At 71.7% G+C, this 22225-nt stretch carries 18 protein-coding genes; 5 read left to right on the top strand and 13 right to left on the bottom strand.

Annotated elements, in window-relative coordinates:
- Positions 1–51 precede the first annotated feature (51 nt).
- Positions 52–1536 (bottom strand): glutamate--tRNA ligase, encoded by a 1485-nt coding sequence (gltX, locus tag QSK30_RS26205; RefSeq protein ID WP_285506703.1) that lies wholly within the window; start codon positions 1534–1536, stop codon positions 52–54.
- Between the two features lie 98 nt (positions 1537–1634).
- Here gltX and QSK30_RS26200 point away from each other — a divergent pair, with 98 nt between their 5' ends.
- Positions 1635–2861, top strand: a complete 1227-nt coding sequence (locus QSK30_RS26200; protein ID WP_285506701.1) for an FAD-dependent oxidoreductase — start codon at positions 1635–1637, stop codon at positions 2859–2861.
- A gap of 595 nt (positions 2862–3456) precedes the next feature.
- On the opposite strand, the gene QSK30_RS26195 is transcribed toward QSK30_RS26200, so the two are convergent.
- The 7 genes from QSK30_RS26195 to QSK30_RS26165 form a co-directional block, all read right to left on the bottom strand.
- Entirely contained in the window at positions 3457–4236 is a 780-nt protein-coding gene (locus QSK30_RS26195; RefSeq protein ID WP_285506698.1) for a fumarylacetoacetate hydrolase family protein, read from the bottom strand.
- Between the two features lie 81 nt (positions 4237–4317).
- Positions 4318–4908, bottom strand: a complete 591-nt coding sequence (locus QSK30_RS26190) for a lipoprotein (protein WP_285506696.1) — start codon at positions 4906–4908, stop codon at positions 4318–4320.
- A gap of 32 nt (positions 4909–4940) precedes the next feature.
- Positions 4941–6623: a citramalate synthase gene (gene cimA, locus QSK30_RS26185; RefSeq protein ID WP_285506694.1), complete on the bottom strand. Its 1683-nt coding sequence runs from the start codon at positions 6621–6623 to the stop codon at positions 4941–4943.
- Between the two features lie 270 nt (positions 6624–6893).
- Complete coding sequence (locus tag QSK30_RS26180; protein ID WP_285506693.1) at positions 6894–7931, bottom strand: 3-isopropylmalate dehydrogenase; 1038 nt, start codon at positions 7929–7931, stop codon at positions 6894–6896.
- Between the two features lie 220 nt (positions 7932–8151).
- Complete coding sequence (serA, locus tag QSK30_RS26175; protein WP_285506690.1) at positions 8152–9747, bottom strand: phosphoglycerate dehydrogenase; 1596 nt, start codon at positions 9745–9747, stop codon at positions 8152–8154.
- 135 nt (positions 9748–9882) lie between these two features.
- On the bottom strand, positions 9883–10176 hold the full coding sequence (locus tag QSK30_RS26170; RefSeq protein ID WP_285506689.1) for a hypothetical protein: 294 nt from the start codon (positions 10174–10176) through the stop codon (positions 9883–9885).
- A 1574-nt stretch (positions 10177–11750) separates the two neighbouring features.
- The gene (locus QSK30_RS26165) at positions 11751–12026 is read right to left on the bottom strand and encodes a DUF397 domain-containing protein (protein ID WP_285506687.1); all 276 of its coding nucleotides are present in this window, start codon (positions 12024–12026) and stop codon (positions 11751–11753) included.
- A gap of 123 nt (positions 12027–12149) precedes the next feature.
- On the opposite strand from QSK30_RS26165, the gene QSK30_RS26160 reads away from it, so the two are divergent.
- Complete coding sequence (locus tag QSK30_RS26160) at positions 12150–12878, top strand: hypothetical protein (protein ID WP_285506685.1); 729 nt, start codon at positions 12150–12152, stop codon at positions 12876–12878.
- Positions 12879–13327: 449 nt separating this feature from the next.
- Here the strand turns inward: QSK30_RS26160 and ilvC are convergent, their stop codons facing one another.
- The 3 genes from ilvC to QSK30_RS26145 are packed head-to-tail and all read right to left on the bottom strand — an operon-like array spanning position 13328 to position 16756.
- Positions 13328–14341, bottom strand: coding sequence for a ketol-acid reductoisomerase (gene ilvC / locus QSK30_RS26155; RefSeq protein ID WP_285506684.1), 1014 nt, complete (start codon positions 14339–14341; stop codon positions 13328–13330).
- Between the two features lie 53 nt (positions 14342–14394).
- Positions 14395–14901: an acetolactate synthase small subunit gene (gene ilvN / locus QSK30_RS26150; protein WP_285506682.1), complete on the bottom strand. Its 507-nt coding sequence runs from the start codon at positions 14899–14901 to the stop codon at positions 14395–14397.
- 4 nt (positions 14902–14905) lie between these two features.
- Positions 14906–16756: an acetolactate synthase large subunit gene (locus QSK30_RS26145; protein WP_285506681.1), complete on the bottom strand. Its 1851-nt coding sequence runs from the start codon at positions 16754–16756 to the stop codon at positions 14906–14908.
- 291 nt (positions 16757–17047) lie between these two features.
- On the opposite strand from QSK30_RS26145, the gene QSK30_RS26140 reads away from it, so the two are divergent.
- Together QSK30_RS26140 and ilvD are read left to right on the top strand one after the other, a co-directional pair.
- Positions 17048–17575: a PH domain-containing protein gene (locus QSK30_RS26140; protein WP_285506679.1), complete on the top strand. Its 528-nt coding sequence runs from the start codon at positions 17048–17050 to the stop codon at positions 17573–17575.
- Positions 17576–17677: 102 nt separating this feature from the next.
- The gene (gene ilvD / locus QSK30_RS26135) at positions 17678–19522 is read left to right on the top strand and encodes a dihydroxy-acid dehydratase (protein ID WP_285506678.1); all 1845 of its coding nucleotides are present in this window, start codon (positions 17678–17680) and stop codon (positions 19520–19522) included.
- Positions 19523–19587: 65 nt separating this feature from the next.
- Here ilvD and QSK30_RS26130 read toward each other — a convergent pair whose 3' ends face one another.
- Positions 19588–20289: a DoxX family protein gene (locus tag QSK30_RS26130; RefSeq protein ID WP_285506677.1), complete on the bottom strand. Its 702-nt coding sequence runs from the start codon at positions 20287–20289 to the stop codon at positions 19588–19590.
- Positions 20290–20341: 52 nt separating this feature from the next.
- Complete coding sequence (locus QSK30_RS26125) at positions 20342–21262, bottom strand: 2-hydroxyacid dehydrogenase (protein ID WP_285506676.1); 921 nt, start codon at positions 21260–21262, stop codon at positions 20342–20344.
- A 36-nt stretch (positions 21263–21298) separates the two neighbouring features.
- Here QSK30_RS26125 and QSK30_RS26120 point away from each other — a divergent pair, with 36 nt between their 5' ends.
- Positions 21299–22216, top strand: coding sequence for an alpha/beta fold hydrolase (locus QSK30_RS26120; RefSeq protein ID WP_285506675.1), 918 nt, complete (start codon positions 21299–21301; stop codon positions 22214–22216).
- Positions 22217–22225: the final 9 nt, after the last annotated feature.

Genomic DNA, 22225 nt, shown 5'->3' with positions numbered 1-22225 from the left:
AGATCCCGCGACAGCCCGAACTCCGGGATATCGCGGGATCTCCTGTGCTCGTTACGGAAGCGCCTTCCGCAATCGGGTGAGAGTGCGGTCACGCCCGAGGAGTTCGAGCGACTCGTAGAGCGGGGGGGACACCGTACGACCCGTGACGGCCACCCGAACAGGGGCGAAAGCCTTGCGCGGCTTGAGGCCCAGGCCGTCGACCAGCGCGCCCTTGAGCGCTTCCTCGATGGCCGCGGTGGTCCACTCCGGCAACGCCTCCAGCGCCGCGATGCTCGCCTCGAGCACCGGCTTCGCGTCCGCGCCGAGGTTCTTGGCCGCCGCCTCCGGCTCCGGGGCGAAGTCCTCCTCGGTGGCGTAAAGGAAGCGCACCATGCCCGCGGCGTCGGAGAGCACGATCAGGCGCTCCTGCACAAGGGGTGCGATAGCGTCCACTGTGGCCAGTTGATCAACGGTGGGCTCGGCGGGCAGCACCCCGGCTGACACCAGGTAGGGCAGCACGCGGCGGACGAACTCGTCCCGGGGCAGCGCGCGCAGGTGCTCGGCGTTGATCGCCTCGGCCTTCTTCAGGTCGAAGCGGGCCGGGTTCGAGCTGACCTTGCCGATCTCGAAGGCATCGATCATCTCGGCCATCGTGAAGATGTCGCGGTCGTCGGCGATCGACCAGCCCAGCAGCGCCAGGTAGTTGAGCATCCCCTCGGGCACGAAGCCGCGCTCGCGGTAGGCGAACAGGTTCGACTGGGGGTCGCGCTTGGACAGCTTCTTGTTGCCCTCGCCGCGCACCAGCGGCATGTGTCCGAAGTGCGGGGTGAACTCGGCGATCCCCACCCGCTCGAGCGCGGCGTAGAGCGCTATCTGGCGGGGAGTTGACGGAAGCAGGTCCTCGCCGCGCAGGACGTGGGTCACCTTCATCAACGCGTCGTCAACGGGGTTGGTCAGCGTGTAGAGCGGCGCTCCGTTGGCGCGCACCAGCACCGGGTCGGGCACGCTGCCTGACGGGAAGCTGATGTCGCCGCGGATGAGGTCGGTGAACGCGATCGCCTCGTCGGGCACGCGCAGCCGCAGCACCGGCTCGCGGCCCGCGGCGCGGAAGGCGGCGCGCTGCTCGTCGGTGGTGTCGCGGTCGGCGTTGTCGTAGCCCAGCTTGGGGTCCTGGCCCGCCGCCCGGCGGCGCGCCTCGACCTCCTCGGGCGTGGAGAACGACTCGTACAGCTCGCCCGCGTCGAACAGCTTGCGGGCGACGTCGGCGTAGATGTCGGACCGCTGGCTCTGCCGGTAGGGGCCGTGCTCACCGCCGACCTCGGGGCCCTCGTCCCAGTCGATGCCGAGCCAGCGCAGCGCGTCGAGGAGGGCGGTGTAGCTCTCCTCGGAGTCGCGGGCGGCATCGGTGTCCTCGATGCGGAAGACGAGTTCGCCGCCGGTGTGCCGGGCGAAGGCCCAGTTGAACAGGGCGGTGCGGATGAGCCCGACGTGCGGTGTACCCGTCGGTGACGGGCAGAAGCGGGCTCGGACTGGGGTGTCTGCGTGTGGCGTGCTCATGGCCCGCTGAGCGTATCCCTGCCGATCCGGCTTGACCCAGGCGAGGCCCGGGTGCATCCTCAAGTTATTCAACTACCGTTGAAATCCTGGAGGGGATCATGGAACACACGACGGTGTGCGTCGCGGGCGGCGGACCGGCGGGGATGGTGCTGGGCCTGCTGCTGGCCCGGGCGGGTGTCGAGGTGACCGTGCTGGAGAAGCACGCGGACTTCCTGCGGGACTTCCGCGGCGACACCGTGCACCCACCCACCCTCGACCTGCTCGACGACCTGGGCCTCGGCCCGGCCTTCCGGGCGCTGCCGCAGAGCCGGGTCGAGCAGGCGCAGGTCCCGTTCGCGGGCGGGGCGGTGCGGGTGGCCGACCTGACGACGCTGCCGGGCCCGAACAACTTCATCGCGATGGTGCCGCAGTGGGACCTGCTGGACCTCCTGGCGGGCGCCGCCAAGAAGGAGCCGGGGTTCACCCTGCGGATGAACACCGAGGCGACCGCGCTGCGCTGGGACGGCGACCGCGTGGTCGGTGTCGACTACCGGACCGCGGCGGGCGAGACCGGCGCGATCACCGCCGACCTGACCGTGGCCTGCGACGGCCGCGGCTCCCGGCTGCGCGCGGACGCCCACCTGCGCCCGAAGTCCTTCCCCACGCCGATGGACGTGTGGTGGTTCCGGCTGCCCAGGCAGGACAGCGACCCGCGCGGCATCGTCGGACTGGTCAGCCGCGCCCGGGCGGCGGTGCTCATCGACCGGCGCGACTACTGGCAGGTGGCGACCCTGATCGCCAAGGGTTCGGACACGCCCGCCCGGACCGCCCCGGTGGCGGACATGGTGGCCGACCTGGTGCGGGTCGCGCCGTGGCTCGCGGGGCGGGAGGACGCGGTCACCTCCTGGGACGACGTCAAGACCCTCGACGTCAAGCTCGACCGGCTGACCCGCTGGCACCTCGACGGCCTGCTCTGCCTCGGCGACGCCGCGCACGCGATGTCCCCGGTCGGCGGGGTGGGCATCAACCTGGCGGTCCAGGACGCGGTCGCCGCCGCCCGGCTGCTGGCGGCGCCGCTGCTGGCGGGCGCGGTGTCCACTTCGGACCTGGCCAGGGTGCGCCGCAGGCGGCTGCTGCCGACCGTGGCCGTGCAGACCCTGCAGCGCGTGCTGCACGCCAGGGGGCTGGCCCCGGCGCTGGCCGGGAAGGTCGAGATCGCCCGGGCCAAGAAGCCGCCGCTCGCGCTGCGGCTGCTCTCCAGCGTGCCCTTCCTGCGGCGGATCCCGGCTCAGCTGATCGGGCGCGGGCTGCTCACCGAGCCGACGCCGGACTTCGCTCGGCGCTGACGCCTGCTGGGGCTCTTGCCTTGCGGCTGCCCTGGGCTTGCTTTGGGGCTAGGTGCGGTGCCGGCTCTGGCTTCCCGGCCAGCATTGTGGCTGCCCAGGGGCCCGCTTTGGTGGCTGCGTCGGGGTTTGCTCAGGTGGGGTGCTGGATTGGGTGGAGTGGCTTTGCCCGGGGCCCCTAGGGGCGATCGTCGTGGGAAAAGCGGGTGGGAAAGGGAGCCCCACGACCACAGCAAGTTTACGATCGCCCCTCCCCCCAGACAAAGCCACTCCACCCAATCCAGCAGGCGAGTTGTCCAGGTGCGGACGCGTGGGAGGTGGGTCTGCAACCACGTCCTTCGCAACCCGACAGGCGAGTCATTCGGGTGCGGTTGGTGCGGGGCCGGCTTGGGTCGAGCGTTTCGAGCGACCGGGTTGCTCCAAACAAGCGGAGCTATCCAGGTGCGGTCGGTGCGGGATCCACTCCGGTCAAGCGTTTCGAGCCGGCGGATTGACCGGCTGCGGTCGGTGCGGGTCGGGCCTCCGGTACTTCTCAGCCGGCGCGCCCGCTCCCCGTCGTGCCTTCTTTGCCTCCGCGTCCGCGCTTTCCGCTCGATCGCTAGCGGTTCTGGACGGTGTTGGTGAGGGTGCCCAGCGATTCGATGGTCACCGACACCGATTGCCCCACTGCCAACGGACCAACTCCGGCGGGGGTGCCGGTCAGGATCACATCGCCGGGCAGCAGGGTCATCACCCGGGAGATCCACTCGATGAGTTCCGGGATCTCGTGGATCAGCAGGGCGGTGTTCGAGTCCTGCTTGACCGCACCGTCCACTGTGGTCTTGAGGTCGAGGCCGGCCGCGGTCTGCAGCTCGACGCCGGTGGTGATCCAGGGACCGAGCGGGCAGAACGTGTCGTGGCCCTTGGCCCTGGTCCACTGGCCGTCGGCCTGCTGCTGGTCGCGGGCGGTGACGTCGTTGGCGATGGTGTAGCCCAGGATCACGTCCTTGGCCCGGGCCGCCGGGACGTCGCGGCAGGGCATGCCGATGACGATCGCCAGCTCGCCCTCGAAGTCCACCCGGGTCGAGTCCGGCGGGAGCTTGATCGCGGCGCCGGGGCCGACGACCGAGGTGGAGGGTTTCATGAAGATCACCGGGCTGGTCGGCGCCTCCCCACCCATCTCCTTGGCGTGGTCGGCGTAGTTCTTGCCGACGCAGAGGACCTTGCTGGGCAGGATCGGTGCCAGCAGCCGGGTGTCGGCCAGCGGCCAGCGCCTGCCGGTGAACGTGGGGGTGCCGAACGGGTGCTCGGCGATCTCGGCGGCTACCTGGTCGTCCCCGTCGCCCTCTACGGCGACGAACGCGACCCCTTCAGGATGGGCAATTCGAGCGATACGCACGACGCCACCCTAGGCGCTGCCCCGCGGGTCCGGTGCGTGGGATTCGTGACGCGAGAGCGCGTGCCGGACGGCGCCCGGGGCTCACCGCTCGACGGGGGTGAGGCTGTCCTTCGCCAGGAGGTAGCCGGCTAGCACCTTGCGGTACGCGGCCGGGTCGTCGGCGGCCACCGAGACCACGATCGTGCGCAGCGGGGTGGCGAGGGCGAACGCCCGGCCGCGGGCCTCGCCGCCCGGTTTCGAGTAGGTGAGCTCGACGCCCGCCCCCTGGCCGACGCCGGTGTCGCGGTAGGTCGGGTCGGCTGTGGGGCCCTCGCCCTGCAGGTACTGGTCCAGTGCCAGCCGCGAGGTGCCGCCCGGGTCGCCGCCGATCCACACCCGCAGGTCGCCGTCGGTGGTGGACACCCGGCACGCCGCGGCGAGGCCCGCGCGGGACTCGGCGGTGGCCGGGCTGGGCTGCCAGCCCGCGGCGATGTCGAAGGCGAACGGCATCGGGCACGCCTGAGGTGAACCCACCCGGGTGACACCGGGGGCCGCCTTGGCGCCCGCGTCCCACACGTCGGTGGGTGGTGCGGTCGAGGGGGCGGCCGGGTCGTCCGAGCCCGCGCCGCCGCCGCAGCCCCCGATCACCGCGGCGACCGACACGATCCCGGTGAACAACACGATCCGACGCACCCGAACACCCTCCTCGACCCAGCCACGGCGGCCTACCGGTGCGGGCCGCCCGCGCCGACCCCGGACCCGACCCGCATCGCCTTGTGCGCCAGCGCGTCGCAGAGGGCCAGCCAGCTGGCCTCCACGATGTTGCCGTGCACGCCGACCGTGGTCCATTCGAGCTCATGGTCCGTGGACTGCACCAGCACCCTGGTGACGGCGTCGGTGCCGTGTTCGGTTGCACGGGGACCGCCACCGGATGTCAGGATCCGCACCTTGTAGTCGGTCAGCTCGACCTCGTCGAGCCACGGCAGGTGCGGCACCAGGGCCCGGCGCAGGGCCGCGTCCAGGGCGTGCACCGGTCCGTTGCCCTCGGCGGTGGCGATGACGCGCTGACCGTCCACGCGCACCTTCACCGTCGCCTCGGACACCACCTCGCCGTCGGCCCGGTGGTCGAGGATGACCCGGTAGGACTCCAGCTCGAAGGGGACCGCGGGCAGGGTCGTGGTCGGGTCGATCCCGGCGATCTCCCCCCGCAGCAGCAGTTCGAAGGAGGCGTCGGCGGCCTCGAAGGACCAGCCGCGCGCCTCCAGCTCCTTGACCTTGCGCAACGCGTTCGTGACGGCCTCGGGCCTGCCGGCCAGGTCAACCCCGAGCTCGTGTCCCTTGAGCTCGAGGCTGGCCCGGCCGGCCATCTCGGTGACCAGCACCCGCATGTCGTTGCCGACGGTGGCCGGATCGATGTGGTTGTAGAGCTCCGGGTCCACCTTGATCGCGCTCGCGTGCAGGCCCGCCTTGTGGGCGAACGCTGACGACCCGACATAGGCCTGGTGGGTGTCGGGTGCGATGTTGGCGATCTCGGCGAGGGCGTGGGAGACCCGGGTGAGCTCGGAGCGCGAGCCGGTGGGCAGCGCCTGTATTCCGAGCTTGGTCACGAGATTGCCCGTGACGGCGAACAGGTCGGCGTTGCCCGCCCGTTCGCCGTAGCCGTTCGCGGTGCACTGGACGTGGCTAGCGCCCGCCTGCACAGCCGCGACGCTGTTGGCCACCGCGCAGGACGTGTCGTCCTGGCAGTGGATGCCCACCCGGAAACCGGTGCGGGCGATGACCTCGCGGACGGTGTCCGCCAGGCCGAGGGGCAGCTGCCCCCCGTTGGTGTCGCACAGGACCGCCACGTCCGCGCCCGCCTCCACCGCCGCGGTGAGCACCCGCAGCGAGCAGTCCGGGTCGAAGGCGTAGCCGTCGAAGAAGTGCTCGGCGTCGAGGAAGACCCGCCTGCCCTCACCGACCAGGAACGCGACGGTGTCGCGCACCATCTCCACCGCCTCGGCCACGTCGGTGCGCAGCGCGCGCTCGATGTGCCTGCGGTCGGACTTGGCCACGAGGGTGATCACCGGGGCCTGCGAGTCGAGCAGCGCCCGCACCTGCTGGTCGGTGGCGGCCGTGCCGCCCGCGCGCCGGGTGGCGCCGAAGGCGACCAGCGCCGCGTGCTCGAGCACCAGCTCGCCTGCCGCCGCCCGGGCGAAGAACTCCGTGTCCTTGGGCAGCGCGCCCGGCCAGCCGCCCTCGATGAACCCCACGCCCAGCCCGTCCAGCAACCGCGCCACGGCCAGCTTGTCGGTGACCGAGTAGGAGATGCCCTCCCGCTGGGCGCCGTCGCGCAGGGTCGTGTCGTAGAGGTGGAAGGAATCGCCGAGCGGGGTGCCTGCGGGCTCGGACCGGGCTGTGCGGGTCACGGGTTCTGCTCCTCTAGAAGGGGTTTCCAGGAAAACAAAAAGACCCCCCGCGAGGTGCGAGAGGTCTGCGCGCTGGGCTCGGAGAAGGAGCTACCCAGCGCGCTGGTCAATAATGACGACGGAGTTGAACACGGCGCGATCGTGGCACAGCCTGCTCGGCGACGTCCAATTCACGGACGCGATGTCCCATCCGCTGGGATCTGTTATCCCTCGCAAACGGCGAACGCCGCCCCCGGTCCGGGGGCGGCGTTCGCGGTCGATCTGGCTTCGCTACGCGGATTTCGCGTTCGAGGAGACCAGTGCGGCGAGCCGGTCGCCGATGGCGAAGGTGCCACCGGGCGAGGCGTGGTCGCGGGTGGCCAGGTCGAAGGCGACCGAGGCCTCGATCCGCCGGGCCGCCTCCACCTCGCCGAGGTGGTCGAGCAGCAGCGCCACCGAGAGCACCGCGGCCGTCGGGTCGGCGATGCCCTGCCCGGCGATGTCCGGCGCGCTGCCGTGCACCGGCTCGAACATGCTCGGGTTGCGCCGGGTGATGTCGAGGTTGCCGCTGGCCGCCAGGCCGATGCCGCCGGTGACCGCCGCCGCCAGGTCGGTGAGGATGTCACCGAACAGGTTGTCGGTGACGATCACGTCGAAGCGGGTCGGGTCGGTGACCATGTGGATGGTCGTGGCGTCGACGTGCTGGTAGGCCACCGTCACGTCCGGGTGCTGCAGCGAGACCTCTTCGACCACGCGCGACCACAGCGAGCCCGCGTGGGTCAGCACGTTCGTCTTGTGGACGAGCGTGAGGTGCTTGCGCGGGCGGGCGGCGGCGCGGCCGAACGCGTCCCGGACCACCCGCTCGACCCCGAACGAGGTGTTGACGCTGACCTCGGTCGCGATCTCGTGCGGAGTGTCCTTTCGCAACAGTCCGCCGTTGCCCGCGTAGAGCCCCTCGGTGCCCTCCCGGACCACGATCATGTCGATCTCGCCCGGGTCGGCGATCGGGCTCTTCACGCCCGGGTAGAGCCGGGCCGGACGCAGGTTGACGTGGTGGTCGAGCTCGAAGCGCAGCCGCAGCAGCAGGCCGCGCTCGAGGATGCCGCTGGGGACCGAAGGATCGCCGACGGCGCCGAGCAGGATCGCGTCGTGCTCCCGCAGCTCGCCGAGCACGGACTCCGGCAGCAGCTCCCCGGTCGCGTGCCACCGCGCCGCGCCGAGGTCGTATCGGGTGATCTCCGCGGTCGGAACGACCTCACCGAGGACCTTGAGGGCCTCCGCGATCACTTCCGGCCCGATCCCGTCACCTGGGATCACCGCGAGCCGCATGCACACACCTCCCGGATATCGGCCCGAACTGTCAGGGCCTGGTAGTCGAGGGAAGGCTACCGGGAAGTCGTCCGGTAGCCGCATCTCGCCACCCCTCTGGGTGGTGTTTCGGCGTTTTCCCGACCCCGGTTTACCACGAACGGTGCCCGGATCGGTTGGTCGCCAACCGATCCGGGCACCGTGCGGCTTTGGAGTTGCGTCCCAGCCTGTGGGCGGTTCGTCAGCCGAAGTCGACCGAGCGCACCAGCGTGGCGCCCACCGCGGCGCCGATCGACTCCAGCACCGAGCCGTCGACCGGGCGGTCCACGCGCAGCAGCATGACCGCGTCGGTGCCGTCGCCGGTCTGGCTGATCTGCGCGGCGTCGATGTTGACCCCGGCCTCGCCGAGCAGGGTGCCCACGGTGCCCATCACGCCCGGGCGCTCCGGGTACTCCAGCAGCAGCACGTCGCCCTCGGCGCGCAGGTCGAACGAGCGGCCGTGCACCTCGACCAGCTTCTGCGCCTGGGCCAGACCGGACAGCGTGCCGCTGACGGTGACCGCCGAGCCGTCCGGGTAGACCCCGCGCAGGGTGACCACGCTGCGGTGGTTGAGGCTCTCGCTCTCCTTGGTCACCTCGACGGTGACCCCGAGGGTCTCGGCCAGCCGCGGCGCGTTCACGAACGTCACCTGGTCCTCGACGATGCCCGCGAACACCCCGCGCAGCGCGGCCAGCGGCAGGATCGAGACGTCCTCAGTGGACAGTTCGCCGCGGACCTGGACGGTGATCGAGGTGGGTGCCTTGCCGCCGAGCGCGGAGAGCACCGTGCCCAGCTTCTGCACCAGCGGCAGGTACGGGCGGACCTCCTCGCCGACCACGCCACCGGCCACGTTGACCGCGTCCGGCACGAAGTCGCCGCGCAGCGCGAGCAGCACCGAGCGGGCCACGTCGGTGCCCGCGCGGTCCTGCGCCTCGGCGGTGGAGGCGCCCAGGTGCGGGGTGACCACGATGCCGGGCACGCCGAACAGCGGGCTCTCGGTGGTGGGCTCCTTGACGAAGACGTCCACGCCCGCGCCGCCGACCTGGCCGCTGCGCACCGCGTCGGCCAGCGCCTCCTCGTCGATCAGGCCACCGCGCGCGGCGTTGACGATGATCACGCCGCGCTTGGTCTTGGCCAGGGTCTCGGCGTTGAGCAGGCCCTTCGTCTCCGGGGTCTTGGGCAGGTGCACCGAGATCACGTCGGCGCGGGCGAGCAGCTCGTCCAGCTCGACCAGCTCGATGCCCAGCTGCGCGGCGCGCGCGGCCGAGGCGTAGGGGTCGTAGGCGATCAGCGTGGTGCCGAACGCGGCGAGCCGCTGCGCGAAGAGCTGGCCGATCTTGCCCAGGCCGACCACGCCGACGGTCTTGCCCTGCAGCTCCACGCCGGAGAACGAGCTGCGCTTCCACTGGCCGTCCTGCAGCGTGGCGTGCGCGGCGGGCACCTGGCGGGCGACCGAGAGCAGCAGCGCCACCGCGTGCTCGGCGGCCGAGACGATGTTGGACGTCGGCGCGTTGACCACCAGGACACCGCGCTCGGTGGCCGCGGGCACCTCGACGTTGTCGAGCCCGACACCGGCGCGCGCGACGACCTTGAGGGTGTCGCTCGCCTTGAGGACCTCGGCGTCGACCTGGGTCGCGGAGCGCACCAGCAGCGCGTCGGCGTGCGCCACCGCGGCCAGCAGGGCGGGGCGGTCGGTGCCGTCGACGTGGCGGACCTCGAACTCGTCGCCGAAGACGTCCAGCACGGACGGCGCGAGCTTCTCGGCGATGAGGACGACGGGGCGGCTCGTAGTTGTCACGCTGGGACTCCTGTGCTGGGAGAGCTGGGAAGGAGGCGGTCACGACGCTGTAACCGGGTCGAGTTTAGAACCGCGACTGAACCGTTCAACCCCGAGGGTGAGACATGTGACATGTCAAAGTTGTGTCAATGTCGACTACTCGCCGATAACCGGCGGCGCGGTGAACGCGGCGTTGCCGAACATCTCGTCGTCGTCACCCTCGACCAGGTAGGACGGCCGCTTCCTCGGCTCCTTGACCACCGGGAGCTCATCGACCGGCGGTCGCGGGGGCACCGGGGTGGTCCCCTGGGAGTAGCCACCGGAGCCGGTGGGACCGAAACCCTCAGCGCCGTAGCCGGAGAGCGGGGCGGGCTGGAGGACCTCCGCCTGAGCCGGGGGGATCGGCGGGAAGTGCGGTGGGGAACCGGGCGGCGGTCCCAGGAAAGGCATAGCGGCGTTGGGAGGTGAGCCCGGCGCGAACTGCTGCGACGCGCTCGGGGGCGGTGGGCCGGTGGGCGAGAAGGGTCGCGTGGTGTTGGGGGGCGGTCCCGGAGCAGGCAAGGGCTGGGACACCGCGCCCGGCGGTGCGGCCGGGACGCGGAATGGTGGCGACGTCGCCCCGGGCGGCGAGCCCGGAGCAGGCCCGCCCGCTGGCTGGGGCGGGAACGGCAGGCCGGCGCCCCGGACGGGGAGTGGCTGGGCGGGACCCGGGAACGGCTCGCCCGGTCTGCCGGAGTCAGAAGAAGGCTGACCAACCGCGGGGCGTCCCTGGACCCCTGCGCCCGGAGATCCCGGCGTGGTGGGCGAGCCGGGCCCGTTCAGCGGCACGGCGGGAGCCGCACCGGTGTTCGGACCGCTGATCCGCGTGGTGGCCGGGGACTCGGCGAGCGCACCTGGCGGGGACGGGTGCCCGACTGGGGGCTGGGCGGGCCTGGCCAACGCCACGGTCGGACGGGTCTGCGAGATCGCGGCGGAGGATCGCGGCGGCCGCCCGGGCGGGAACTGCTGCGAGACAGCACCCTGCGGGGGATTCGCAGGCAGCTGGTGCGGCCCGGTGGGTGGCGGCGAGCGGCGGTCGGCGGGCACCGGTTCCACTTGGCGACCGGGAGCCATGGGCCCGGTCTGCTGCGGACGCGGACCAGGCGGCAGCGCCACGGGCTGGGACGCGGAGCCGGTGGCCGGAGAGGAAGAGGGGCCGCTCGGCGGTGCCGGGGGCTGGAACGGCGCCGGCGGCTGAGCTGCCACCGGACCAGCCGCTTGGGATGGCGCAGTCGTGCGCGGCAGCGGCGTGGGCCGAGCCCCGGGAGGTGGCGGTGGGGGCCCGAGAGTGGATCGAGGCTGTGTGGGGTGAGAGCCGTGCCCGGTCGCAGTTGTGTGCCCAGTCGCAGTTGTGTGCCCGGTCGCAGTGGTGGTTGGGCGGCGGGTGAGTTGTTCGGTCACGTGGGTGGCGGCGGGCGACGAGCCGCGTTGAGGTGCCGACGGCACCGCGGCGGGGACGGGCAGCTCCAGCGAACCCCGTTGCGACTCGAACCCGGGCTCGTCGCGAGCGCGGCGCTCGTCCGCGCCCGCTTGGTGCGGTGGCCGGACGGTCGGGCTGGGCAGCGGCATGTCCTCGGGCAGCGTCCACACCGCCGCCGGGAGGGTGCCCGACACACTGCCCACCACATCGGCCGCGCCCGCCCGCCCGACAGCCGACCGCTCAGCACTCCCCGGCCAGGCAGCCACCCCGTCGGCGGCAGCCCGGCCGGTGCCCGACTCGGTGGCGGCCGTGCGGCTGGCGCCTGACTCAGGGGCCGCCGTCCGACCGGCGCCCGACTCAGAGGTGGCCGTGCGGCCGGCGCTCGACTCAGAGGTGGCCGTGCGGCCGGCGCTCGGCTCGGTGGCCGCCGTGCGGCTGGCGCCCGACTCAGGCGCTGCCGTCCGACCGGCGCCCGACTCGGTGGCCGCCATGCGGCCGCGGGGCGGGTCGGCGGGGGCGGGTCGGGATTGGTCGCCCGGGTCGGGGTCTCCCCCGCCCGCCGGGGTCACCACGGCTCGTCGAACTCGCCTGCCTTGGCGCCCTCCACGAACGCGTCCCACTCCGACTCGGTGAAGACCAGGACGGTGTCTTCCGGGCCGGTGAACTTCGAGTTGCGCATCGCGATGTAGGTCTTGCCGTCGGTGTGCGGGACGAACGCGATCTCCACGTACTCCCCGTCCGGGTCGGCGTCGGGCTCGGCGGCCCGCTGCCACTCGGCCTTGGTCAGGTCGAGGTTGCCGCGGATCTCGGCCTTGTCGTCGTAGATGGGGGCGCTCGCCATCACGTCTCCTCGCTCAGCGCTGAAGGATCTGCCGGGGATCAGGTATACCGCAGCCCCCCGGCACCACCGCACGCACCGTGTCGCTGTCGCATCGGTCTGATCGCACTCAGTAGCGTAGGCCCGGTGACCTCGTTCTCCCTGCGATATGCGCGCGGTCAGCGCGAATCCGTCTGGTCGGAGCTGCGCGCACTGGGCCCGGTCCCCGAGGAACTGGCCGAGGACGTCGCCGCGGTCGCCGACGAGACGATGCGCCGGGTATCCCAGCACGTCGCCCGGATCGCGGCCGCGCTGCCCGAACTGGGCTGGACCTCCTCCGACCGCCTCATCGCACCGCACCAGCCGCCGACCGACGGCGACCAGGAGTTGGTCAGCACCCTGTCGGACAAGATCGGCGGTCTGCCCTTCGCCTTGGAGGCATGCCTGCGCCGCGTCGGCGAGGTGTGGTTCGCAGGCGACTGCGAAGCCCTGCTGCTGACCTACCACCACGAACCAACACCGAGCACCAAACCACCCGGAGCCGAATACCCAGACCCCCTGTGCCTGGGCAACGCCTACTTCCTGGACCTTGAGTGGCAGGACATCGTGGAGGAAGAGGAAGACCCAGAGGGCTTCGAGTTCTGCCTCGCTCCAGACGAACTGCTCAAGGCCAACATCAGCGGCGGATCGCACTACCTGGAGCTGCCCTCACAGGTGGCCGACCCGGTCCTGGTGGACGTGGCCGGCCGACCGGGAATCACCCTGGTGGACTACCTACGGGAATCAGTCCGCTGGGGCGGATTCCCCGGCTACTCCTTCGAACCGGACCTGGCCCCCGCCGCCTTGATCACGCTGCGAACCGAACCGGACTTCTGAGCTCCCCACGAGAGCACACGCGCCTTCTCGTCCTCACCAGCCCGACAACCCAACCGCGGCCCGGCTACCACTCCCCCGCCCCGGCGACCGGCCCGCCCACCAGCCCAACCCCAGCCAGGCGCCCCAACCCCACCCGCAGACCACTCCCCCAGCCCAACCGCAGCCCGGCAACCATCCCGACCCGGCTACCACTCCCCCGCCCCACAGCCCCACCGCAGCCCGGCGACTAACCCCACCCCGCACCCAGCCCGGCCCAGCCCGGCAACCAAAGCCGCCCCGCAGACCACTCCCCGCCCTGCATTCCATACGCAGCCAAAACACGGCCGGAGGTCGGCTGTCAAGGCATCTTTCCCGCCTTGACAGCCCACCTCCGGCCGTAGTCACAATCGCGCGAAGGGAATGCCGGGCCACCCCAACGAAGGGAACGCCGGGCCCAGCGCGACAAACGATCAAGCAGTCTCGGTGATCGGCCGATCCACCCACGACATCAACCCGCGCAACTTGCGCCCGGTCTCCTCGATCGGGTGCTGCTCGCCCTGCTCCTGCAGCCTGCGGTAGTTCTCGCGGCCGTTCTCGTCCTCGGCCACCCACTCGCGGGCGAAGGTGCCGTCCTGGATCTCACCCAGGATCTTCTTCATCTCCGCCTTGACCCCCGGCGTGATCACCCGCGGGCCGCGGGTGAGGTCGCCGTACTCGGCGGTGTCGGAGACCGAGTAGCGCTGGCGGGCGATGCCGCCCTCGTACATCAGGTCGACGATGAGCTTGAGCTCGTGCAGCACCTCGAAGTAGGCGATCTCCGGGGCGTAGCCGGCCTCGGTGAGCACCTCGAACCCGGTCTGCACCAGCGCCGACGCGCCGCCGCAGAGCACGGCCTGCTCGCCGAACAGGTCGGTCTCGGTCTCCTCGGTGAAGGTCGTCTTGATGACCCCGGCCCGGGCGCCGCCGATGGCCGCGGCGTAGGAGAGCGCGAGCGCCTGGGCGCCACCGGTGGCGTCCTGGTGCACGGCGATGAGCGCGGGGACGCCCTTGCCGTCGACGAACTGGCGGCGGACGAGGTGGCCCGGGCCCTTGGGCGCGACCATGGCCACGTCGATGTTGGCCGGGGGCTTGATCAGGTCGTAGCGGATGTTGAAGCCGTGGCCGAAGAAGATGGCGTCGCCATCGCTGAGGTTGGGCTCGATGTCCTCGGCGTAGATGAAGCGCTGCTTGGTGTCCGGCGCCAGGATCATGATCAGGTCGGCCTCCTTCGAGGCCTCCGCCGGGGTGAGCACGCGCAGGCCCTGCTCCTGCGCCTTCGCCCGGGACTTCGACCCCTCGGGGAGTCCGATCCGGACGTCCACACCGGAGTCGCGCAGGCTCAGCGCGTGCGCGTGGCCCTGGCTGCCGTAGCCGATGACCGCGACCTTGCGACCCTGGATGATGCCCAGGTCGGCGTCGGCGTCGTAGAAGATCTCGACGGACATGCTCTTCTGTACTTCCTTCCTGAAAAACCCTGACGAGCTTCGAGTGGGCCTGGCTAGCGGACGGCGGTGGCGGTGATGGAGCGCGGGCCGCGGCCGATGGCGACCATGCCGGACTGCACCATCTCGCGCACCCCGTAGGGCTCGAGCATGCGCAGCAGTGCCTCTATCTTGTCCGCGGTGCCGGTGGCCTCGATGGTCAACGCCTCCGGGGAGACGTCGACGACCTTGGCGCGGAAGAGCTGCACCGTCTCCAGGACCTGGCTGCGCACGGTGGCGTCGGCCCGGACCTTGACCAGCAGCAGCTCGCGCTGCACCGCCACGGCGGGCTCCAGCTCGACGATCTTGATCACGTTGATCAGCTTGTTGAGCTGCTTGGTGACCTGCTCCAGCGGCAGGTCCTCGACGGCGACCACGATCGTCATCCGGGACACGTCCGGGTGCTCGGTCGGGCCGACGGCGAGCGACTCGATGTTGAAGCTGCGGCGGGAGAACAGCCCGGCCACCCTCGCCAGGACGCCGGGCTTGTTCTCGACCAGCACGCTCAGCGTGTGCACGCTCATCTGATCATCCCTCGTCGAACAGCGGCCGGATGCCGCGGGCGGCCATGATCTCGTCGTTGCCGGTGCCCGCGGCGACCATCGGCCACACCTGGGCGTCCTTGCCGACCACGAAGTCGACCACGACCGGGCGGTCGTTGATCTCCATCGCGCGCGCGATGACCGAGTCGACGTCGTCCTTGGTCTCGCAGCGCAGCCCCGCGCAGCCCAGCGCCTCGGCGAGCAGGGTGAAGTCGGGGATCCGGTGCTTGTGCGTGCCCAGGTCGGTCTGCGAGTAGCGCTCGGCGTAGAACAGGTTCTGCCACTGGCGGACCATGCCGAGGTTGCCGTTGTTGATGACCGCGACCTTGATCGGCGCGCCCTCGATGGCGCAGGTGGCCAGCTCCTGGTTGGTCATCTGGAAGCAGCCGTCGCCGTCGATGGCCCAGACCACGGTGTCCGGCTTGCCGAACTTGGCGCCCATGGCGGCCGGGACGGCGTAGCCCATGGTGCCCAGGCCGCCGGAGTTGAGCCAGGTGCGCGGGTTCTCGTAGCGGACGTGCTGCGCGGCCCACATCTGGTGCTGGCCGACGCCCGCGGTGTAGATGGCCTCGGGCCCGGCGATGGCGCCGATGCGCTCGATGACGTACTGCGGGGACAGCGTCCCGTCCTCGGGCCACTCGTAGCCCAGTGGGAAGGTGCGCCGCCACTCGTCCAGGGTGGCCCACCACGGGGCCAGGTCGGCGGTGCCGTTGGCCCGCTCGGCCTTCACCGCGGCGATCAGCTCGACGATGATCTCCTTGCAGTCGCCCACGATCGGCACGTCGGCGCGGCGGTTCTTGGAGATCTCGGCCGGGTCGATGTCGGCGTGCACGATCTTGGCGTCCGGCGCGAAGCTGCTCAGCTGGCCGGTGACCCGGTCGTCGAACCGGGCGCCCAGCGCGACCAGCAGGTCGGAGCGCTGCATGGCGCCCACCGCCGGGACGGTGCCGTGCATGCCGGGCATGCCCAGGTGCTGCTGGTGCGAGTCGGGGAAGGCGCCGCGGGCCATCAGCGTGGTGACGACCGGGATGCCGGTGAGCTCGGCCAGCTCCAGCAGCTCGGCGGAGGCGTCGGCCTTGAGCACGCCGCCGCCGACGTAGAGCACGGGGCGCTTGGCCGCGCGGATCAGCTTCGCCGCCTCGCGCACCTGCTTGCCGTGCGGGCGGGTGGTCGGCCGGTAGCCGGGCAGCCGCAGCTCCGGCGGCCAGCTGAACGAGGTGTACTCCTGCAGCACGTCCTTGGGGATGTCCACCAGCACCGGGCCCGGCCTGCCGGTGCCGGCCAGGTGGAACGCCTCGGCGATCGTGCGCGGGATGTCGATCGGGTCGGTGACCAGGAAGTTGTGCTTGGTGACCGGGATGGTGATGCCGCAGATGTCGGCTTCCTGGAAGGCGTCCGTGCCGATCAGCGCCCGGCTCTGCTGACCGGTGATCGCCACGATCGGCACCGAGTCCATGTTGGCGTCGGCCAGCGGGGTGACCAGGTTCGTCGCGCCCGGCCCCGAGGTGGCCATGCACACGCCGACCTTGCCGGTGGCCTGGGCGTAGCCGGTGGCCGCGTGCCCCGCGCCCTGCTCGTGCCGGACCAGCACGTGCCGGACCTTGGTGGAGTCCAGCAGCGGGTCGTAGGCGGGCAGGATGGTCCCGCCGGGAATGCCGAAGACGATCTCGACCCCTACCGCCTCGAGCGACCGGACGAGCGACTGCGCGCCGGTCACCCGGACGGGTGTTCCGGTGGGCGGCGCGGGCTTGGGACGGGCAGGCTGCGCGCCTGCGGCCGCAGATGCCGTCCCAGGGTTCGCTGCGGCCGGGGTGGGCCGCGATGGTGCGCTGGTCATCGGTTCTGCCTCGGGGGTATCGGAGTGATGTCAGTGATTTCGAGGTCTGGGCAACAAAAAACCCCCGTCGACCTCAAAGGTCGCACGAGGGTCGCGCGTTCGATGCGGAGCGGGAGCTTCCGTCAGCGTCGAACGCGCGGCGGAAGTACGAGAATGGACTGGAGGGGCACCACTGAGACGCTAGTGCGTTCGGGGTAGAGCGTCAACTCTGCGGGATCGTGATCCCGGATACTGGACGGCCGAACCGGCCCCGGACGCGGGTGCGGGAGGCCCTGGGTGCACCATTAAAGGGTGTCTGAGCAGCAGCAGGTCCCGTCCCGGCTGGTTTTCCGGATCCCGGGTGTCGCGGTGCTCGCCGCGCTCCTGTTCACCATCTGCGCGACCCCGCTCGCCTTCGGCGCGCCGGGCCTGTACGCGGTGTACGTGATCCCCATCGCCGCGACCGCCTGGGTGTTACGCGTTCGCACCACAGCCGACGCGGAAGGGCTGGTGGTGCGGCAGGTGTTCAGCTCCCGGCGGCTGCCGTGGACCGCGCTCAAGGGGTTGCGGCTGACCAAGCGCGCGGGTGTGCGGGCGGTCCTCGACGACGACACCGAGGTGGCGCTGCCGTCCGTCCGGGTGCGACACCTGCCCGCACTGGCCCTGGTCAGCGGCGGCAGGCTGGACGACCCCACCGAACCGGCGCCGGGAACCGCCGCGGTGGAAAAGTCGGACGACGGAGAAACGGACCTCAAAGAAACGGAAGACCGGGAAACGGGAGACGGGGAAAACCCCGGCGGGGAAATCGACGTCGAGAAGGCGAACCCGGTCGCGGAGTAGGACGGAGTAGCCTCAAGGGCACCGTTCCCCCGTTCTGACGGCGCCCACCCATCCGCGCCGCCCACCGCGAGACAACAGCACGAGAGATCGACTGGAGGAGCCGTGCCAGCGCTGCGCTCCCGCACGACCACCCACGGCCGCAACGCCGCCGGGGCCCGGTCCCTGTGGCGCGCCACCGGGATGACCGACGACGACTTCGGCAAGCCCATCGTGGCCATCGCCAACTCCTACACGCAGTTCGTGCCCGGGCACGTGCACCTGCGCGACCTCGGCGACATCGTGGCCGAGGGGATCCGCGCGGCGGGCGGTGTGCCCCGGGAGTTCCACACCATCGCGGTGGACGACGGCATCGCCATGGGCCACAGCGGGATGCTCTACTCGCTGCCCTCGCGGGAGATCATCGCCGACGCGGTCGAGTACATGGTCAACGCCCACCAGGCCGACGCGCTGGTGTGCATCTCCAACTGCGACAAGATCACCCCGGGCATGCTCAACGCCGCGCTGCGGCTCAACGTGCCGGTCGTGTTCGTCTCCGGTGGACCGATGGAGGCGGGCAAGGCGGTCGTGGTCGGCGACGTGGTGCACGCCGCCAGCGACCTGATCACCACGATCTCCGCCTCGGCCAACAGCGCGGTCGACGACGAGGCGCTCGCCGAGGTGGAGCGCTCCGCGTGCCCCACCTGCGGGTCGTGCTCGGGCATGTTCACCGCCAACTCGATGAACTGCCTCACCGAGGCGCTCGGCCTCGCGCTGCCGGGCAACGGCTCCACGCTGGCCACGCACGCCGCGCGCCGCGACCTGTTCACCCGCGCCGGGACGACGGTCGTCGAGCTGTGCAAGCGCTGGTACGGCGAGGACGACGCCACGGCGCTGCCGCGCTCGATCGCCGACCGCGCCGCGTTCGAGAACGCGATGGCGCTGGACATGGCGATGGGCGGCTCCACCAACACGGTGCTGCACATCCTCGCCGCCGCGCAGGAGGGCGAGGTCGACTTCACCCTCGCCGACATCGACGCGATCTCGCGCCGGGTGCCGTGCCTGGCCAAGGTGTCGCCCAACTCCGACTACCACATGGAGGACGTGCACCGGGCCGGTGGCATCCCGGCGATCCTGGGCGAGCTGTACCGGGGTGGGCTGCTCAACACCGGCGTCCGCTCGGTGCACAGCCCGTCGCTGGAGCAGTGGCTGTCCGAGTGGGACATCCGGGCCGAGAGCCCGAGCGCCGCGGCCGTCGAGCTGTTCCACGCCGCGCCCGGCGGGGTCCGCACCACGCAGGCGTTCTCCACGTCGAACCGGTGGTCGTCGCTGGACACCGACGCCGCCGGGGGCTGCATCCACGACGTCGAGCACGCGCACACCGCCGACGGCGGGCTGGCGGTGCTGCACGGCAACCTCGCCGAGCGCGGCGCGGTGATCAAGTCCGCGGGCATCGACGAGGACCTGTTCGTCTTCCAGGGCCCCGCGCGCGTCGTGGAGAGCCAGGAGCAGGCCGTGTCGGTCATCCTGGGCAAGAAGATCCAGGCGGGCGACGTCCTGGTCGTGCGCTACGAGGGCCCCTCCGGCGGCCCGGGGATGCAGGAGATGCTGCACCCCACCGCGTTCCTCAAGGGCTCGGGCCTGGGCAAGAAGTGCGCCCTGATCACCGACGGCCGCTTCTCCGGCGGCTCCTCCGGTCTGTCGATCGGCCACGTCTCCCCGGAGGCGGCGGGCGGCGGCACCATCGGGCTGGTCCAGGACGGCGACCAGATCCGCATCGACGTGCACGAGCGGACGCTCGAGCTGCTGGTGGCGCCCGAGGTCTTGGCCGAGCGGCGGGCGAAGATGGAAGCCAGTGAGCGGCCGTGGCAGCCGGTCGACCGGGTGCGCCCGGTCACCAGCGCGCTGCGCGCCTACGCCCGGATGGCCACCGACGCCTCCACCGGCGCGGTCCGCGACCCGTCGAAGTAGCCAGTAGCACAAGCAGGGAGGGGCTCGTCCACTGTGGACGAGCCCCTCCCTTTGTCGTGGGTGCCCTAGCGCAGGACGACCAGCGTCACCACGGACAGGCCCGCCGCCAGGAGCAGGAAGATGAAGCCGAAGGCGGGCGCCCGGCGGAACCACGGGGTGTTGCGGTCCAACGAGATCCGCCCCGCGCCGGAGAACAGCAGGGCGAACGCCGCGACCGCGTAGACGATCTCCAGCTCCACCCCGCCCGCGAACAGGTTGATGTCCAGGCGCACCCAGATGGCGTTCGCCATCACGCCCAGCACCGCGGCGGCCGCCGCCGGGGTGAACAGGCCGAGCACGAGCAGCGCGCCGCCCGCCAGCTCGGTGATGCCGGTGACCCAGGACAGCAGCGTGGTCTGCTCGAAGCCGAGCGCGCCGAGCTGCTGGGCGAAGCCGCTGATGCCCGGGCCCTGCATGAGGCCGAAGACCTTCTGCAGGCCGTGGCCGACGAACAGCGCGCCGACCACCACCCGGAGCACGAACAGGCCCAGATCGGCGCCGAAGTGCCAGCTGGGCGGCTCGGGGGCGACCACCTCCTCCCGGCGGCCGTAGGAGGTAGTGCTGTCGTCAGTGCTGCCGGGGCGCGGGAGCGCCGTGGTGGACCCACCGCTGTGCGCGGTGTCCTCCGTGCCGGATGTGGTCGCCGGGTACCTGCTCTCCGACGGCGTGAAATAGCCGCTGTCCGCGTATCCGCCACTCTGCCTCGGGCGGTCGTCTTCGGTACTCACGCCCGCACAGTAAGCGATCGGTCAAGGCCCCGCTGATCTACCGGCGCGGGACCTAGTAGTCGCCGCGGACCAGGTTCTCCGGTTCCTTGCCCGCCGCGTAGAGCGCGATCTGGCGGGCGATGACGGCGTACGCGCGCTGGTGCACCCCCGTGCAGCTGCCCGCGACGTGCGGGGTGAGCAGCAGGCCAGGGGCGGTCCACAGTGGATGGCCGGCGGGCAGCGGCTCGGGGTCGGTGACGTCGAGCGCGGCCCGCAACCGGCCGCTGACCAGCTCGGCGACCAGCGCGTCGGTGTCCACCACCGGGCCGCGCGCGGCGTTGACCAGCACCGCGCCGTCCCGCATCTTGGACAGGAAGGCGGCGTCGGCGAGGTGGTGGGTGGCCGGGGTCATCGGGACCACCAAGACCACCGCGTCGTGCTCGGGCAGCAGCTCGGCCAACTCGTCGAGCCCGTGCACGCCGTCGCGGGCGGAGCGCGCCACCAGGGTGGTGTGCGCGTCGAAGGCGTCGAGCTTGCGGTGCAGCTGCCTGCCCAGGTCGCCCGCGCCGACCACGAGCACGCGCTTGCCCTGCAGCGTGTCGGTCATGTGCGACGACCAGGCGCCCGCGCGCCTGCTGTCCTCGAACTCGCGCAGGTCGCGGTAGATCGACAGCAGCGAGGCCATCACCCACTCGGCGGTGCTGCCGCCGTGGGCACCGCTGCAGGTGGACAGCATGATGTGCCCGGGCAGCTTGCCGACCCACGCCTCGGCGCCCGCGGTGAGCAACTGCACCAGGCGCAGCCTGGGCAGGCGCTCGGCGACGGTCGCCTTGTCGCTGGAGAGGAAGTCCGGGATGAGCACCTCGGCCTCGGCGGCCTCGGGCGGGAGATCGGTGAGCGAGGTGAACTGGACGGCGCGCACGCCGTCGATCCCCGCGAGCGCGTCGACCCCGTTGTGATCGGGTACCAGAACCGTGATTGTCACGGCACACACACTAAGTGGCCGTCGAGGTGCGGCACACTGTCCACGATGCGCGAACACGACTTCCGGGCCGCCGACGGCACCCGGCTGCGCGGCTGGCACACCGAGTCCGACGGGCCGGTGGTGCTGCTGTGCCCGGGGCTGGGCACCATCCCCGAGGCGTGGCCCGCACTGCTGCTGCCGACCTGCGGCGTGCGCGTGGTCTCCTGGTACCACCGGGGAACCATGGGTTCGGACCGGCCCGAGGACAGCACCCGAATCAGCCTCGACGACCACGTCTCGGACGCACTCGCGGTGCTCGACGCGGCCGGTGTCGAGCGGTGCGTGGTGATCGGTTGGTCGGTCGGGGTGATGGTCGCCACTGAGCTCGCGCTGCACCACTCGGAGCGGGTGTCGGGGGTGCTGCTGGCCGCGGGCGTGCCGGGTGACCTGTTCGGCGGGATCCTCGGCGTGCTGGGCATCCCGGCGGCCGTGCGCAGACCGCTGGTCATCGGCGGCGCGCGGGCCATCCAGGCGGCCGGGCCGCTGGTCGACGCGGTACTGCACCGGGTACCGGTGAACCGGCTGACCGCCGGGCTGCTGCAGCACAGCGGGTTCATGCTGCCCGGCGCCGACCCGACCGACGTGGCCAGGGCCGTGCGCCGGTTCCTGCGCCAGGACTGGCGCTGGTACGTCACGCTGGCCCTGGCGCTGGCCGAGGTCCCCCGCCGCGACCTGGGCGGGGTCAACTGCCCGGTGACGGTGCTCGCGGGCCGCTACGACGTGGTCGCCGACCCGCGGCGGGCCACCGAGCCGGTGGCCTGCCTGCCGCAGGCCCGCACCCGGGTGGTGCCGACCAGCCACTTCCTGCCGCTGGAGGCCCCGCAGGTGATCGTGCAGGAGCTGGACCTGCTGCTCGAGCGGGTCGCGGTGGTCGAGCGCGCCCGGGCTGACCTGCTCACCAGGGATTCACGGCGGCGCACCTAGCCTTGGCCA

The organism is Actinokineospora sp. NBRC 105648, from assembly GCF_030269645.1.
In the GTDB taxonomy this organism is placed as follows: Bacteria; Actinomycetota; Actinomycetes; order Mycobacteriales; family Pseudonocardiaceae; genus Actinokineospora.
The sequence above is the reverse complement of the archived record's forward strand: the minus strand, read 5'-3'. Positions and strand labels throughout refer to the sequence as shown.